Source organism: Microbaculum mangrovi (genome assembly GCF_051390635.1).
Taxonomy (GTDB): Bacteria; Pseudomonadota; Alphaproteobacteria; order Rhizobiales; family Tepidamorphaceae; genus Microbaculum.
The window spans coordinates 807,294-822,762 of the sequence record NZ_JBPODT010000002.1 but is presented as its reverse complement, the minus strand read 5'-3'; the positions used below and the strand labels follow the sequence as shown (position 1 = coordinate 822,762).

12 protein-coding genes are annotated in these 15,469 nt (G+C 64.6%); 7 read left to right on the top strand and 5 right to left on the bottom strand.

What is annotated here, in order from left to right; genetic code table 11:
- Positions 1-41 precede the first annotated feature (41 nt).
- The 4 genes from ACSF9G_RS10345 (at position 42) to aat (ending at position 3,690) form a co-directional block, all read left to right on the top strand.
- Positions 42-935 (top strand): DsbA family protein, encoded by an 894-nt coding sequence (locus tag ACSF9G_RS10345; protein WP_436641193.1) that lies wholly within the window; start codon positions 42-44, stop codon positions 933-935.
- A gap of 176 nt (positions 936-1,111) precedes the next feature.
- Positions 1,112-1,576 (top strand): acetyl-CoA carboxylase biotin carboxyl carrier protein, encoded by a 465-nt coding sequence (gene accB, locus ACSF9G_RS10340; RefSeq protein ID WP_436641191.1) that lies wholly within the window; start codon positions 1,112-1,114, stop codon positions 1,574-1,576.
- 32 nt (positions 1,577-1,608) lie between these two features.
- On the top strand, positions 1,609-2,961 hold the full coding sequence (gene accC, locus ACSF9G_RS10335) for an acetyl-CoA carboxylase biotin carboxylase subunit (protein ID WP_436641189.1): 1,353 nt from the start codon (positions 1,609-1,611) through the stop codon (positions 2,959-2,961).
- A gap of 57 nt (positions 2,962-3,018) precedes the next feature.
- Positions 3,019-3,690: a leucyl/phenylalanyl-tRNA--protein transferase gene (gene aat, locus ACSF9G_RS10330; RefSeq protein WP_436641187.1), complete on the top strand. Its 672-nt coding sequence runs from the start codon at positions 3,019-3,021 to the stop codon at positions 3,688-3,690.
- Here aat and ACSF9G_RS10325 read toward each other — a convergent pair.
- The 3 genes from ACSF9G_RS10325 to ACSF9G_RS10315 all read right to left on the bottom strand — a co-directional run bounded on the left by ACSF9G_RS10325 (position 3,630) and on the right by ACSF9G_RS10315 (position 5,443).
- Positions 3,630-4,004 carry a DUF2155 domain-containing protein gene (locus ACSF9G_RS10325; protein WP_436642112.1) on the bottom strand — a complete coding sequence of 125 codons (375 nt, stop codon included), beginning with the start codon at positions 4,002-4,004 and terminating at the stop codon, positions 3,630-3,632. The two genes, aat and ACSF9G_RS10325, sit on opposite strands and share 61 nt — an antisense overlap.
- A gap of 199 nt (positions 4,005-4,203) precedes the next feature.
- Complete coding sequence (locus ACSF9G_RS10320; RefSeq protein ID WP_436641185.1) at positions 4,204-4,614, bottom strand: NADH:ubiquinone oxidoreductase subunit NDUFA12; 411 nt, start codon at positions 4,612-4,614, stop codon at positions 4,204-4,206.
- 160 nt (positions 4,615-4,774) lie between these two features.
- Complete coding sequence (locus ACSF9G_RS10315; protein WP_436641183.1) at positions 4,775-5,443, bottom strand: response regulator; 669 nt, start codon at positions 5,441-5,443, stop codon at positions 4,775-4,777.
- A 598-nt stretch (positions 5,444-6,041) separates the two neighbouring features.
- Here ACSF9G_RS10315 and ACSF9G_RS10310 point away from each other — a divergent pair.
- Positions 6,042-9,761 (top strand): vitamin B12-dependent ribonucleotide reductase, encoded by a 3,720-nt coding sequence (locus ACSF9G_RS10310; protein WP_436642110.1) that lies wholly within the window; start codon positions 6,042-6,044, stop codon positions 9,759-9,761.
- An 88-nt stretch (positions 9,762-9,849) separates the two neighbouring features.
- Here the strand turns inward: ACSF9G_RS10310 and ACSF9G_RS10305 are convergent, their stop codons facing one another.
- Positions 9,850-11,736, bottom strand: a complete 1,887-nt coding sequence (locus tag ACSF9G_RS10305; RefSeq protein WP_436641181.1) for a patatin-like phospholipase family protein — start codon at positions 11,734-11,736, stop codon at positions 9,850-9,852.
- A 238-nt stretch (positions 11,737-11,974) separates the two neighbouring features.
- Here ACSF9G_RS10305 and ACSF9G_RS10300 point away from each other — a divergent pair, with 238 nt between their 5' ends.
- Positions 11,975-13,468 (top strand): AMP nucleosidase, encoded by a 1,494-nt coding sequence (locus tag ACSF9G_RS10300; protein ID WP_436641179.1) that lies wholly within the window; start codon positions 11,975-11,977, stop codon positions 13,466-13,468.
- A gap of 364 nt (positions 13,469-13,832) precedes the next feature.
- Here ACSF9G_RS10300 and ACSF9G_RS10295 read toward each other — a convergent pair whose 3' ends face one another.
- Positions 13,833-14,228, bottom strand: coding sequence for a lysozyme inhibitor LprI family protein (locus ACSF9G_RS10295; RefSeq protein WP_436641177.1), 396 nt, complete (start codon positions 14,226-14,228; stop codon positions 13,833-13,835).
- Positions 14,229-14,427: 199 nt separating this feature from the next.
- Here ACSF9G_RS10295 and ACSF9G_RS10290 point away from each other — a divergent pair, with 199 nt between their 5' ends.
- Positions 14,428-15,462 (top strand): cysteine synthase A, encoded by a 1,035-nt coding sequence (locus ACSF9G_RS10290; RefSeq protein ID WP_436641175.1) that lies wholly within the window; start codon positions 14,428-14,430, stop codon positions 15,460-15,462.
- The last annotated feature ends 7 nt before the right edge of the window (positions 15,463-15,469 follow it).

The following is a 15,469-nucleotide window of genomic DNA, read 5'->3' as shown; positions in this document are numbered from 1 at the left end:
CGGTCCGTGACATTGCGACTTTAAGCTACGGGACACTCAACATGACGAGAACGCCCATCGTTCTTTCCGCACTCGCCCTGATCGTGGCCGTGGTTGCGGCGGTCGGAGCCTTCCGGGACAAACCCGCACCGGCGCCGGACCTCGACGCAGCCGCAGTCGCCGCGATGATCGACGAGAAGGTCGCCGGTCTCGCGAAGGATACGGCGGACAGCAGCGACTCCGACCAGGCGCCCGCGGGGCAAACACCTGCGCTCGACGCCGAGACACTCGGGCCGGTGGTCCGCGATTACCTGATCGCGAATCCGGATATCCTCGAGGAGATGCTCGCAGCGCTTGAGTCGAAGCGCGAGAAGGACGAGACCGTTGCCCGCACGGAGGCGCTGGCGGCGAATCGGGAAGCGATCTTCAATTCGCCCGACTCGCCGGTCGTCGGAAATCCGACTGGCGACGTAACGCTGGTCGAGTTCTTCGATTACAACTGCGGCTATTGCAAGCGGATGCTTCCCGCCATGATCGACCTGATGAAGACCGACCCGAACCTGCGGGTCGTCTTCAAGGAGTGGCCGGTGCTTTCCGAAGGGTCGGGAGAAGCCGCCCGCATCGCGCTCGGCGTCCTCAAGGTGGCGCCTGAGAAGTATCTCGACTACCACGTCGAACTGATGGGGCAGCCCGGCGGGGGCGACGGGATCGGCCAGAAGCAGGCTCTGGCGGTGGTCGAAAAGCTCGGACTTGACAAGGATGCCGTTGTCGCCGCCGCGAAGGACCCGGCGGTGGACGAACAGATCTCCGAGAACTACAAGATTGCCGAAGCGCTCGGCCTGCGCGGCACGCCCTCCTATGTGATCGGCGAAGACGTGATACCCGGCGCCGTCAGCTTGGAGGAATTGCAGAGCAAGATCGCCAAGGCGCGAAAGGAAGTCTGCCAGACCTGCTGACCGAGACGGTTTGTGCTGACGAAACCTGGAATCCGGGGATTTCCCCAAAAACACGCACCGGACCGTTCGGACGCGATTTGCGGATTGCGTTCGAACCTCTATGTATGGTCTTCCGTCTCCAAAGCGGAAGCAATGACACGATCGGGCTGCCGAGCGGCGGTCGGCAGGATATCAAGATGGCAAAATCCGACCGGGATATAGACCAGACCCTAATCCGCGAGCTTGCGGCGCTGCTTAGCGAGACCGATCTGAGCGAGATCGAGATCGAGCAGCAGGGGCTGCGGGTACGCGTGGCGCGCACCGTCTCCGTGGTCGCCGGTGCGGCACCGGCGATCGCAGCGGCCCTGCCGGCCGCTTCCGCGGGACACGCACCGAGCGCAGGCGCCAGCGCCGAGCCAGGCCTGAAGCCCGGCACCGTCACCTCGCCGATGGTAGGAACCGCCTATCGCGCGCCCGAACCCGGAGCAGCGCCTTTCATCGAAGTCGGGGCCAGCGTTCGCGAAGGCCAGACGCTGGTAATCGTCGAGGCCATGAAAACGATGAACCAGATCCCGGCGCCGAAAGCTGGCACCGTGACAGCGATACTCGTCGAGGACGGTCAGCCGGTCGAATACGGCGAGCCCCTCGTCGTCGTCGAATAGTTCGTCCTCGCAAATCCAACGGGCGCTCGCGCGTGTTCGACAAGGTCCTCATCGCCAATCGGGGAGAAATCGCCCTCCGGGTGCTTCGCGCCTGCAAGGAGCTCGGGATTTCGACCGTGGCCGTCCATTCGACCGCCGACGCAAATGCAATGCATGTGCGGCTGGCTGACGAAAGCGTGTGCATCGGCCCGCCTCCTGCGCGCGACAGCTATCTCAACATCCCGGCGCTGCTCTCGGCCTGCGAGATCACCGGTGCCGACGCGGTGCATCCCGGCTACGGATTCCTTTCCGAGAACGCCCGCTTCGCGGAAATCCTGCGCGCCCACGACATCGCCTTCATCGGCCCCTCGCCCGAGCACATCCGCATCATGGGTGACAAGATCGAGGCCAAGCGCACCGCCAAGCGCCTCGGTATTCCCGTCGTGCCCGGTTCCGACGGCGCCGTGAAAGACGACAAGGAAGCCGCGCGGATCGCCGGCGAGATCGGCTATCCCGTCCTCGTCAAGGCTGCGGCGGGCGGCGGCGGGCGCGGCATGAAGGTCGCACGCTCGGCCGACGATCTCGCCGAAGCGGTGAGCACTGCGCGGTCCGAAGCGAAGGCCGCATTCGGCGACGACGCTCTCTATATCGAGAAGTATCTCGAGCGGCCCCGCCATATCGAAATCCAGGTATTCGGAGACGGACAGGGCGGCGGCATCCATCTGGGCGAGCGCGACTGCTCGCTGCAGCGCCGGCACCAAAAGGTCTGGGAGGAAGCGCCTTCCCCCGGAATCAACGCCAAGGAGCGGGCGGAGATCGGCGAGCGGGTTGCCAAAGCCATCGCCGATTTGGGTTATTCCGGCGCGGGAACCGTGGAGTTCCTCTATGAGAACGGCGAGTTCTTCTTCATCGAGATGAACACGCGCCTGCAGGTGGAGCATCCGGTCACCGAGATGATCACCGGCATCGACCTGGTCAACGAGCAGATCCGCGTCGCATCGGGGGGAACGCTGTCGGTCAAGCAATCCGACATCACCTTCAGCGGCCATGCCATCGAATGCCGCGTCAACGCCGAGGACCCTGCAACGTTCCGGCCCTCGCCGGGCAAGATCAACTACTACTATTCTCCCGGCGGTCTGGGCGTGCGCGTCGATTCGGCCGTCTATCAGGGCTATTCGATCCCGCCTTACTACGACAGCCTGATCGGCAAGCTGATCGTGCATGGCAAGACCCGCAACGAGTGCCTGATGCGGCTGCACCGGGCGCTCGGCGAGTTCGTCGTCGACGGCATATCCACGACGATTCCCCTTTTCCAGAGGCTTCTGGACCAGTCCGACATCGTCGACGGCGACTACGACATTCATTGGCTGGAACGCTTCCTGGCGGCCAACCAGCAGGAAGGCTGAGGCCGGCCCGCCTCGTCCTGTATTGGACGGGCACCGGCCAGCCCCTAAGTTTCCGACATGACCACGCCCGACGATCTGTCGCTATCGATCACTCCTCAGGTTGTGCTGAAGGCGTATGCCTGCGGCATCTTCCCGATGGCCGAGAGCGCGGAAGACCCGAGCCTCTACTGGATCGAGCCGCGCGAGCGCGGGATTCTGCCGCTCGACGCATTCCATCTCCCGCGCCGGCTTGCCCGCGCGGTGCGTCTCGACGACTACGAAATCCGCATCGACAGCGATTTCGATGCCGTCATCGAGGCTTGCGCCGAGCCGGCACAGGGACGTCGCAAGACGTGGATAAACGCCGAGATCCGCCGCCTCTACGGCGAACTGTTCCGCACCGGCCATGTCCACACGGTCGAGGTTTGGCGGCAGGACAGGCTGGTCGGAGGGCTATATGGGGTCAGTCTCGGGGCCGCGTTCTTCGGCGAAAGCATGTTTCACCGCGAACGCGACGCCAGCAAGATCGCCCTCGTCCATCTGGTGGCGCGGCTCAAATACGGAGGGTTCGCGCTGCTCGACACCCAGTTCGTGACCGACCACCTCAAGCGCTTCGGTGCGATCGAGGTGCCACGCAGGCGCTATCAGCAAATGCTGGAGCGGGCGATCGACCAGCAAGCGGATTTCGGTCAGTTGCCGACCCCGAGCTCTTCGGAGCTCGTCTTGCAGTTGGTCAGCCAGACGTCATAGATCGGGTGGTCAATGGCGTTGAGGCCAGGACTGTCGGCGAACATCCATCCGCTGAAAATCCGCTGGATCTTGCGGTCGAGCGTCACTTCGTCGACCTCGACGAAGGCGGTGGTGCGCGGCGGTTCGGTCGGCGGGCGCGAGTAACACACGCGCGGAGTGAGCTGCAACGCGCCGAACTGGACGGTCTCGTCGACCAGAACGTCGAACGTTCGGATCTGACCCGTGATCTTGTCGAGACCGGTGAATTCGGCGACCGGGTTGGAGATCTTCTCGGCGCGCGCACCTGTTGCGGCGGTGATGGCTACAGCCGCGATCGCGACTACGGCGAGTACCCCGCTTCGGCCGATCTGCCCTATCCGGTACGTCGACACTCGCTGCTCCATCCCCTGCCCCGATCCGGCATCCGTGTTTGTCCGATCGCCCCGAAATGTGGTCATTTCGGGTCCGATCGACGCGCGTCGCGACAAGCGGGAGCGAACTGGACAGGCGAAAGGATCATGAAATCCGCCCGGATCATGCGTCCGGAGACCAGGCCTCGTAGTCGCCGGTCACCCGCGGGCGCCGTTCCGGCGTCAGCGTGCTTCCGGGCGGCCGGTAGGCCGCCGCCGTGCCGGTCAGATTCGGCTGATGCGGCTTCTGCCACTCGTGCGGCTTGTAGTCAGTTTCGGTCGGCGGCGTATCCACCTTGTGGTGCATCCATCCCCACCAGCCCGGCGGAATCGTGCTCGCCTCGGCAGGCCCGCTGAAGAGGACCCAACGTCGCTGGAAGCCCAGGTCACGATCCACCGCACCACCGCGCGTGCGGTAGTAACGGTTTCCGAACTCGTCCTCGCCGACGAATTCGCCCCTCAGCCACGTGTTGAACCGCGTGCCGAGCGTGGCCTTGTGCCACCAGGCGAAGATCTGAATGATGAAGTCGCGCATCGTCCGCCCTTGAAATGCCGGCGGACTATGGCGGGAACGGGCCCGCGTGTCCAGCCTTGTCGGAAAGGCGAAATCCGGATTCCACCGCCTTCGCGACGCAGTCGCCCGGTCCCCCCCCTGAATCGGCGGCCCTGACCGGCGCTGCCGCGGCATCGCGCCGTTAGGTGACGTTCCAGCTGTTCCAGGTGACCTTCGACTGATCGGCCTGTCCGCCATGCGTCGGATCGTGTTCGCCGACCTCGCCATTGACGATCCGGTCGACCACGTCCTGGGCGTTCTCGGCACGCTTGGCGATCGCGTCCTGCATGGCTTTCTGCTTGCGCAGCAGGTTGCCGATGTCGGCGCGGCGAATCCGCTCCTCGAGCACCTCCTCCATACCGCCGAGGACATAGTGATTGTCCTGCAGAACGAACTCACGGTCGTCGCGGAGCAACCACTCGAACCGGTGGCGCAGCGCGACGGGAGACACCGGCATGACGACGATGTTGTTCACACCGATCGAGAAGGCCCGGTCGACCATCGAAAGGGTCGGCATCGGCGTGACCGCGAGAATCGGCATGAACGAGAGCGGCTCCATGTCCTTCTCGCGGATCGTCCGCACCAGCCGATAGCCGCTCATCGGCTTCATCTCCCACTCGGCGATGAGCACGGTTGGCGGATCGACCATCATGTCGCTGAGGGCCTGCTCGGCGTAGTCGTAGACACGCAGCCGCGCGATATGCATGGACGAGACCATCGATCGCAGTATCGCCTGCGCGCCCCTGTTGTCGTGCACGAGCACGACGTCCAGCGACGCGAGTGTTTTTCCATAGGCGAGACTGGTCGGCATCGGCATTGGCTCCGTCTATCGAAGGCGCACGGTAACCAGACCGACTTAAGCCGCGTTGAAATCGGTAGGGACAATTCGAGACGAATCGTCCTCAATGATTTCCACTTCGAATCTCCGCGGATGCGGAGGTCCGGACATCGCCCCCAGAAAAGGCCTGCGGGATACCCTTCGCAAGGCGAAGAGTGGGTTGTCCCCAAGATTCACCGATCGTTAAGCCGCGACACCATATCTTGTTGGAGCAAAACCCATGAACCACAAGGGATTGTGAAAAATTGACGTCAGCAGACGTGAATGTCCTTGACGCAATCCGTGCGAGTCTTTTAGCGTGAATGATGTTGTCGCCTACGGCACAGCTTTCGCCGGTCGGCGGAACTTCCATATAAGTATCAATGAGTTATTCCCTTCGGGCCTTCCCGAGGGTAACGATAAAATGCACCCATGGCTCGGGGTCGACCCGTGGGCGGCAGCGTGAGGTGTTGCGGCGTCGCGAGACGCCATTGACGGGGCAATCGCCGTCACAATTCGGACAGGAGCCGGGTCTGTCAGGTCCGGCGCGGGGCAATTGCGCGCCGAACAGCGCGAACGGGGAATGAGCAAGATGCGGATAGAGCGACGTTACACCGTCGAGGGGAAGTCGCCCTATGAGGGGATCGATTTCCGGACCACCACCAGCGAGATTCGCAATCCCGACGGTTCGATCGTGTTCCGGCTCGAAGACATCCTGGTCCCCGCCGGCTGGTCGCAGGTGGCAAGCGACATCCTCGCCCAGAAGTATTTCCGCAAGGCCGGCGTCCCGGCGCGGCTGAAGCCGGTCGAGGAGAACTCGGTTCCCTCCTGGCTGTGGCGGTCCGTCGCCGACGAAGAGGCCCTCGCCGAGCTGTCCGAGGACGAGCGCTACGGCCCCGAGACCGATTCCCGCCAGGTCTTCGACCGTCTCGCCGGCACCTGGACCTACTGGGGCTGGAAGGGCGGCTATTTCGACTCGGAATCCGACGCCCGTGGCTTCTTCGACGAACTGGCCTTCATGCTGGCGACGCAGAAGTGCGCGCCGAACAGCCCGCAATGGTTTAACACCGGCCTGCACTGGGCCTACGGCATCGACGGTCCCGGCCAGGGCCATCACTATGTCGATTTCGAGACCGGCGCGCTGACCGCATCGGCCTCGGCCTACGAGCACCCGCAGCCGCACGCCTGCTTCATCCAGTCGGTCGAGGATGATCTCGTCAACGACGGCGGCATCATGGACCTGTGGACGCGCGAAGCGCGGCTGTTCAAGTACGGCTCCGGTACGGGCTCCAATTTCTCGATGGTACGCGGCGACGGCGAGAAGCTGTCGGGCGGCGGCAAGTCGTCGGGCCTGATGAGCTTCCTGAAGATCGGCGACCGCGCCGCCGGCGCCATCAAGTCGGGCGGGACCACGCGCCGCGCCGCCAAGATGGTCGTCGTCGACGTCGATCACCCGGACATCCAGGATTACGTCAACTGGAAGGTGAAGGAGGAGCAGAAGGTCGCCGCCCTCGTCACTGGCTCCAAGACCTGCCAGAAGCATCTGACCGCCATCATGAAGGCGTGCGTGAACTGCCAGGGCCCGGGCGAGGATTGCTTCGATCCCACCAAGAACCCGGCGCTGAAGCGCGAGGTGCGCGCCGCCAAGAAGGCGCACGTGCCGGAGAACTACATCCGCCGCGTGATCCAGTTCGCCAAGCACGGCTACACGTCGATCGAATTCCCGGTCTACGACACCGATTGGGATTCGGAGGCCTATCTCACGGTCTCCGGCCAGAACTCGAACAACTCCGTGCGCGTCACCGACGAATTCCTGCGCGCGGTCGAGGATGACGGCGAGTGGAACCTGATACGCCGGCTCGACGGCGAGATCGCCAGGACGCTGAACGCCCGCGACCTGTGGGACGACATCGGCCATGCCGCGTGGGCCTGCGCCGACCCCGGCATCCAGTTCCACACCACCATCAACGACTGGCACACGTGCCCGGCCGGCGGCGAGATCCGCGCGTCCAACCCGTGCTCCGAGTACATGTTCCTCGACGACACGGCCTGCAATCTGGCTTCGCTGAACCTGCTGCAGTTCCGCAACGAGGACGGGACATTCGACGTCGCCGCCTTCGAGCACGCCACGCGTCTGTGGACGATCGTGCTCGAAATCTCGGTGCTGATGGCGCAGTTCCCCTCCAAGCGCATCGCCGAACTCTCCTACGAGTACCGCACGCTGGGTCTCGGCTACGCGAATATCGGCGGCCTGCTGATGACCTCGGGCATTCCCTACGACTCGACCGAAGGCCGCGCTCTGTGCGGCGCCATCACGGCGCTGATGACCGGTGTCGCCTACGCGACGTCGGCGGAAATGGCATCGGCGCTCGGGGCCTTCCCCAGCTATGAGCCGAACCGCGAGCACATGCTGCGGGTAATCCGCAACCATCGCCGGGCGGCGCATGGCGAGGCCGAAGGCTACGAGGCGCTCAACACCCTGCCCGTCCCGCTCGATATCGCCTCATGCCCGGAAAGCGACATCACGACGGCGGCGCGCACGGCGTGGGACAAGGCGCTGGAGATCGGCGAGGAGCACGGCTTCCGCAACGCCCAGGTCTCGGTCATCGCGCCGACGGGCACCATCGGCCTGGTCATGGACTGCGACACGACCGGCATCGAGCCCGATTTCGCCCTGGTGAAGTTCAAGAAGCTCGCCGGCGGCGGTTACTTCAAGATCATCAACCGGGCGGTTCCCGCCGCCCTGTCGAAGCTCGGCTACGAGCCGTCGCAGATCGACGAAATCATCAACTACGCGGTCGGCCACGGCAGCCTGAACGGCGCGCCGGCGGTCAACCACGACACGCTCAAGGCCAAGGGCTTCACCGACGAGAAGCTCGAGGCGATCGAGCAGGCGCTGAAATCCGCATTCGATATCAAGTTCGCGTTCAACAAGTGGACGTTGGGCGAAGATTTTGTCCAGGGGGCCCTGGGGGTCGCGGCGGACAAACTGGCGGACCCGAGCTTCGACCTGTTGTCGGAGCTCGGGTTCAGCCGGCGCGACATCGAAGCGGCCAACACTCATGTCTGCGGCGCGATGACCCTGGAAGGCGCGCCGCATCTGAATGACGAGCACCTTGCCGTCTTCGATTGCGCCAGCCCCTGCGGGCGCAGCGGCAAGCGCTTCCTGTCGGTGGAAAGCCACATCCGCATGATGGCCGCGGCGCAGCCGTTCATCTCGGGTGCCATCTCCAAGACGATCAACATGCCCAACGAGGCGAGCGTCGAGGATTGCACGAGCGCCTACATGCTTTCGTGGCGCCTCGGCATCAAGGCCAATGCGCTCTATCGCGACGGTTCCAAACTGTCCCAGCCGCTGTCGGCGCAGCTACTGGCCGACGACAGCGAGGATGAGGACGAGGCCATCGAGCAGATGCTGGCCCAGCCCGCCCAGGCGAAGGCCGCGGCGATGGCCGAGCGGATCGTCGAACGCGTCGTCGAGAAGGCGGTGCGCGAGCGCGAGAAACTGCCGCACCGGCGCAAGGGCTATACCCAGAAGGCGATCGTCGGCGGCCACAAGGTCTACATCAGGACCGGCGAGTACGAGGACGGGCGGCTCGGCGAGATCTTCGTCGACATGCACAAGGAAGGCGCCGCCTTCCGCAGCCTGATGAACAACTTCGCCATCGCCATATCGCTTGGCCTGCAATACGGCGTGCCGCTCGAGGAATTCGTGGAGGCCTTCACCTTCACCCGCTTCGAGCCGGCCGGTTTCGTGCAGGGCAACGACTCGATCAAGAACGCCACGTCGATCCTCGACTACATCTTCCGCGAGCTGGCGATCTCCTATATCGGCCGCCACGATCTCGGCCACGTCGATTCCGCCGACATCGGCTCGACCGCGATGGGGGCCGGCGTCAGCGAGGGCAAGCCGGAGCCGGCGGTGCCCGCTGCCAAGTTCGTGTCGACCGGCCTCGTGCGCGGCCGCGTCAACGAGAAGCTGGTGGTGGTGCACGGGTCGGAGTCCGGCGGACGGACGGCTGATCCCTCCACCGGAGCCATCGGACAGCTCCAGGCCCGCGCCAAGACCTTTGCCGGCACCGGGTCGGGCGGAACTCAGGCGACCGCGCTGAAGCACGAAATCGAGATCGACGTCGAGGTGGAAACCGAGACCGAGGTGATGGCGACGCCCAGCGTCGAGGAGCAGCGCGCCCAGGCCCGCCTGAAAGGCTATGTCGGCGAAAGCTGCGGCGAGTGCGGCAACTTCACCATGGTGCGCAACGGCACCTGCCTGAAGTGCGACACCTGCGGCAGCACCAGCGGCTGCAGCTAAGGCTCCGAACGATCGAAGATCACTGCGGGCGGCCCATTGGCCGCCCGTTTCGATTCGCCGATCGTTTCGATTGGCCGATCATTTCGATTCAGGGCCGGACCGCGGATCGATCCCTCTGCGCCTGCTCGATCAGCGCCATCGGACCGCCGGCCTCCTCGATGAGGCGTGAGACATAGCGATAGCAGCGCTCCTCCTGCGCGCGGCCCAATTTCCAATCGAGCAGCCCCATCCGGTCCGGCACCGGCAGGCTCACCAGCAGATCGGAGCCGATCTCGGTTTCCCGCAAGGACCGGCGGCTGGTCACCAGCATCGAGCGCGACAGCACGTCGAACAGGCTCGGAAACAACCGACGGCGGTTCAACACGATGTCGGCGATGAGCCGCTCTCGGCCCGGAACCTGATCATAGCGACGGTCGCGCGGGCGGCGATCCTCCCGGAAGAAACCGGCGAGCACGTTGGGACCGATCTTCATGTCGCGCATCACCGAGACCGGCAGGTTATCGACGAGGGCGCCGTCGACCAGCAAGTCACCCTCCTCCGTCGTAAATGGCGGCAGGGCGCCTGGGACCGCGCCGGACGAGCGGATCGCCTGCCAGATCGGTCCCGTGCGGTGTACGTGCAGGCAGTCGCGCGACAGGTTGGTCGAGACGGCGAAGGCGTTGAGCGGCAGGTCGGCGATGTCCGCGCTCCCGTAGCTGGCGGCCAGTTCGCGTTCGAACACGGTATGGTCGAGAAAACTGAAGACCGGCAGCGTGAAGCGGCGCAGCGCCCGCTTCCTGACGAAGATCTCTTCGATGCGGTCGATAACGTCCTCGGGACGCGTGCCGGCGGCAAGCGTCAAGGCCATGGCGGCTCCGGCGCTGGTTCCGCCGAAGATGTCGAACGCCATGCCGGCGTCGCGGAAGGCGCGAGCAAGACCGAGATGACCGCAACCGAGCGCGCCGCCACCGCCGAACACCGCCCCGACCGCACGGCCGGCGAGGAACCGGGCGACCCGCTCGGCATCGCCCGGAGCATCGAGCGCGACATGGTGGTGCAGCGCGACCTTGTGCCTGGCGAGCCAGGCCGGCGTGCCTCCGATCGGAGTGGTGGTGGTTTCGCGCCACAGAATGAGGCTGCGGTTGCGCTTCAGGAACAGATCGGCGCATGTGCGCTCCAACCGGTCGCGCCCGGGCACGGCCGCATCGCCGAGACGGCCGACGAGGACGACGGAGTCGCAGTGGCGCAGCAGCAACTCGGCACATTCGGCGCCATCGGCTTCAGGAACCGGCAACGGACAGAGAACGAACCTGCAATCCCGTTCGAGGTTGGCCAGCCTGACGTCGATCCCAGGGTCGCCATGATCCGGAACCGGATCTGGACGGAGGACCTCCGTGCGACCGTATTGCGCCAGCGCCGCCCCGAGCCGCTTCACCAGGACATGCGGGATCGGAGCCGTACCCACCGGACACAGCGCGATGGTCCTGCCGGGGGAGCGCGCAGGCGGCCGCGCCGTCGCCGCGATCGTCTGCATGCGTTCGGCAAGGCGAACCAGAAGCCCCTTTTGGAGCAGCGGCACGCGCTCGAAAAGCTGCTGATAGGTCGCGCGAGACACCGCGACGACCTCGCTGTCGCGCGCCGCCACGACGGTGGCTGTACGAGGCTGGCCGGTAAGAAAGGCGAGATCACCGACCGGCTCGCCGGCGCCGATCTCGGCGACGGGGTCCTGGTCAGTATCGAGAAACACGAAGAATCGCCCGCTCGCGACAAGATACAGCGTGTCCGACGGGTCCCCGCGCTCGAACAGAACCTGGCCCCGCTCGATGCAGTGCAGTTCGACCAAGCCGGCTACGTCGGCGAACGAACGCCGCGACAGGCTGCGGAAAGGCTCCAGGCTCCGCAACGCCCGCGCCAGCCGCGGATAGCCCCGGTTGCCGTCGCGCCGGGCGCCGGCACCGTCCGGCGCGTACGCACTCAATATCGAGACGGTCCCCATTGAAGTCGCTCCTTCCGGTAGCGTTGGACCTGCACGAAGCCTATGACCGAAGTCTTTGCGGGCTTGGATGCGAGAAACCCCATGCATGGGCCTAATAGTAATCAGGGCACGTTTCAGGAGTTTTTCTCCGGCTGGCGCGTTTTCGGCCTGTTTGTTTCAGTCCCGTTTCGCGGGGCGTGCCTAAAGCGGCCGCCGCAACCACGCTTGACTTCGCCCGGGCCCGATGAAAGCTGAAACCATGAGCGCTTCATCCGACCTGATCACTCCCCCCCGCGTCGCCACCGAGTCGTTTCAGTCCGCAGAGAAGGCGGTCGATCGGCTCACCGAGATCTACGAGCGCAACACCGCCTTCCTGCGCGATCGCTTTCAGGGCTTCGTGGGAGGCGACATTCCATCCGCCCCCGTACGTGCGACCTACCCGTTCGTTCGGATGACGACCGCCACTCACGCCCGTGTCGACTCGCGGCTGTCCTACGGATTCGTTTCGGGACCTGGCATCCACGAGACGACAGTGACGCGACCGGACCTCTTTCGTCGCTATCTGGTCGAGCAGATCGGCCTGCTGATCGAAAACCACAGGGTGCCCGTAGAGATCGGCGAATCGAACGAGCCGATCCCGATCCATTTCGCCTATCGCCGTGACATCAATATCGAGACGGAGGCTGGCCATATGGCCAGCGACGGCCCGCCGTTGCGCGACCTGTTCGATACGCCGGACCTGGCGGCGATGGACGACGCCATCGTCAACGGAACGCTCGTGCCGCGGCCCGGGGCCCCGGCACCGCTCGCGATGTTCAGGGCGGCCCGCATCGACTACTCGCTGCATCGCCTGACCCACTACACGGGCACCGCACCCGAGCATTTCCAGAACTTCGTGATCTTCACGAACTATCAGTTCTACGTCGACGACTTCTCGCGCATCGGCCGTCAACGCATGGCCGACGGCGATCCGGTCGCGACCGCGTTCGTCGAACCCGGCAACCTGATCACCCACAATGCCAGGCTGAAGTCCGCATCCTCCGGACAACCGCCGGCCCGAATGCCGCAGATGCCGGCCTATCATCTGGTACAGCCGGACGATGCCGGTATCACCATGATCAATATCGGCGTCGGGCCGTCCAACGCCCGCACCATCACCGACCACGTGGCCGTGCTGCGGCCGCACGCCTGGCTGATGCTCGGGCACTGCGCGGGTCTCAGGAATACCCAGAAGCTCGGGGACTATGTGCTGGCGCACGGCTATGTGCGCGAGGACCACGTGCTTGACGAGGAGTTGCCGGTCTGGGTGCCGATCCCCGCGCTCGCCGAGGTGCAGGTCGCCATCGAACAGGGCGTCGGCGAAGTCACGGGGCTGAACGGCTACGAGCTCAAGCGGGTGATGCGCACCGGTACGGTGGCCAGCGTCGACAACCGGAACTGGGAGCTGTCGGACCATGGTGCGATCCTGCGGCGGCTGTCACAATCGCGAGCGGTCGCACTCGACATGGAATCGGCAGCCATCGCGGCCAACGGATTCCGGTTCCGCGTGCCGTACGGCACGCTTCTGTGCATCTCGGACAAGCCTTTGCACGGGGAAATCAAACTCGCCGGCATGGCCGGCGAGTTCTATCGCCAGCGGGTCGGCCAACACCTGGAAATCGGACTAAACGCACTCGAAAGGCTGAAATCCCAGGAGCGCGAACGATTACATTCGCGGAAACTGCGAAGTTTCGCCGAAGTCGCCTTTCAATAGGCCCTGCCAGTCGGCTCAAGATACTGTGTCCGAACAGTCACAGCCGGGGCGAACTTGTGGAACGCCATCGACGCGGCGCGCATTAAGCCGACGAATCAGTCAGAATGTTTTCATTGATGAGGGGCAAGCCCCTCGCCCGCGACGGAGGGTCGCGGGGGCGAGACATCAGCGAAACCTCCCTCCGTTGGTGCGTATCAAACTGGGCGGCCTCGGGCCGCCCTTTTGTTTTGCGCGTTTGTATTGCGCGGGACACACCTTTCCGACTGCCGCCCCGACCGTCGCGAAAAAGAGGCGACCGTAAAAAGACCGCGAAGACGACCGCGGTCAGCCGGAATTTCGGCGTGCGCCTTGTCGCGAAAGCCCGTCAGTACGGGCCGCGGGACGCGATGTCCTTGAGAATGACATCGAGCTCGCCGATACGCCGGGCGATCGCCTGGCCGATACATTCCGGATCGCTGGTGCAGGCCTCGCGCGACTTCAGGAACGCCTGCTGCGTTGCGGCCATCTCGACGCCCGTTTCCGGCTTAACCAACGCATTCAGCACGTTGTAGAGCGTGATCATCTGCAGATCCATCGCCGCCAGCACGGGCGCAGTGCAGATCGCGGTCTCGATGGGGCGAAGCTGGTAGCGACAATCCACGGTACCGGCAACCAGCGTCATCGTGTCTTCGGCCTGGGTCTGCTCCTGCGCGGAAGCGCCGGTGGCGCCGATCCCGACGGCTACCATTGCCAAGGCGGCGAGTATCGCGTTGCGAAGCATTATCGGATGTTCCTCTTCTCGTTTGTCGCCCCGCTCATACCCGGAACACGCCACGCCATGCAATGTTGGCAATATCGGAATCGCGGAACTCGGGCTATGTCGGGTTTGTCGACGGTCAGCTTGAACGCCCCCCGGCTGGCCTCTAAGTTCGACCGATAGCAGGGACTTCAGTATCAAGAAAGAGAGGATCAGCGTCCGCATGGACTATCGCGACGGCCTCGTCGAGGCGATCGGCAATACGCCACTCATCAAGTTGCGCCACGCCTCGGAGGCGACAGGCTGCACTATCCTCGGCAAGGCAGAGTTTCTGAATCCGGGACAGTCCGTGAAGGACCGGCCCGCACGGCAGATGATCCTCGAGGCGGAGACGCGCGGCGACCTGAAGCCGGGCGGGCTCGTGGTCGAAGGAACCGCCGGCAATACGGGCATCGGACTGGCCCTGGTGGCGAATGCGCGCGGATATCGCACCGTGATCGTCATTCCCGAGACGCAGAGCCAGGAAAAGAAGGACATGCTGCGGCTCGCGGGCGCCACGCTGGTCGAAGTGCCGGCCCTGCCCTACGCCAATCCCAACAACTACCAGCATGTCGCGCGGCGGCTGGCCGATAACATGCGCAAGACCGAGCCGAACGGTGTGCTGTTCGCCGACCAGTGGAACAACCTCGACAACCGCAAGGCCCACTACTCTTCGACCGGCCCCGAGATCTGGGTGCAGACAGAGGGCAAGGTCGACGGATTCATCTGCTCGGTCGGCACCGGCGGAACGCTCGCGGGAACCTCGATGTTCCTCCGCGACCAGAATCCCGACATCGTGATCGGCTGCGCCGACCCGCGCGGCGCCGCAATGTTCGAGCTGTTCGCCCATGGCAAAGCCAAATCGACCGAAGGTGGCTCGATCACCGAGGGCATCGGGCTTGGTCGCGTGACGCCGATCATCGAGGACATCCACGTCGACAAGGCGTATCTGATCGAGGACAGCGAGGCGGTTCCCGTCGTGTTCGATCTGCTGGAACACGAGGGGCTGTGCCTCGGGGGCTCTACCGGCGTCAACGTCGCCGGCGCCATCCGGCTCGCCAGGGAGATGGGGCCGGGGCATACGGTCGTCACGATCCTGTGCGATCCTGGCACCCGCTATCAGTCGAAGCTGTTCGATCCCGACTTCCTGCGTTCGAAGAGCCTGCCCGTTCCGGACTGGCTCGAACGCACCCTCGATATCGAAATCCCCTTCGAGTAGACGGAGA

Bases quoted from the DNA above. Each gene is read 5' to 3' on its own strand.
- ACSF9G_RS10305 (WP_436641181.1), bottom strand. From the start codon at position 11,736: ATGGGGACCGTCTCGATATTGAGTGCGTACGCGCCGGACGGTGCCGGC.
- ACSF9G_RS10310 (WP_436642110.1), top strand. From the start codon at position 6,042: ATGCGGATAGAGCGACGTTACACCGTCGAGGGGAAGTCGCCCTATGAG.
- accB (WP_436641191.1), top strand. From the start codon at position 1,112: ATGGCAAAATCCGACCGGGATATAGACCAGACCCTAATCCGCGAGCTT.
- ACSF9G_RS10300 (WP_436641179.1), top strand. From the start codon at position 11,975: ATGAGCGCTTCATCCGACCTGATCACTCCCCCCCGCGTCGCCACCGAG.
- ACSF9G_RS10315 (WP_436641183.1), bottom strand. From the start codon at position 5,443: ATGCCGACCAGTCTCGCCTATGGAAAAACACTCGCGTCGCTGGACGTC.
- ACSF9G_RS10295 (WP_436641177.1), bottom strand. From the start codon at position 14,228: ATGCTTCGCAACGCGATACTCGCCGCCTTGGCAATGGTAGCCGTCGGG.
- ACSF9G_RS10320 (WP_436641185.1), bottom strand. From the start codon at position 4,614: ATGCGCGACTTCATCATTCAGATCTTCGCCTGGTGGCACAAGGCCACG.
- ACSF9G_RS10345 (WP_436641193.1), top strand. From the start codon at position 42: ATGACGAGAACGCCCATCGTTCTTTCCGCACTCGCCCTGATCGTGGCC.
- aat (WP_436641187.1), top strand. From the start codon at position 3,019: ATGACCACGCCCGACGATCTGTCGCTATCGATCACTCCTCAGGTTGTG.
- ACSF9G_RS10290 (WP_436641175.1), top strand. From the start codon at position 14,428: ATGGACTATCGCGACGGCCTCGTCGAGGCGATCGGCAATACGCCACTC.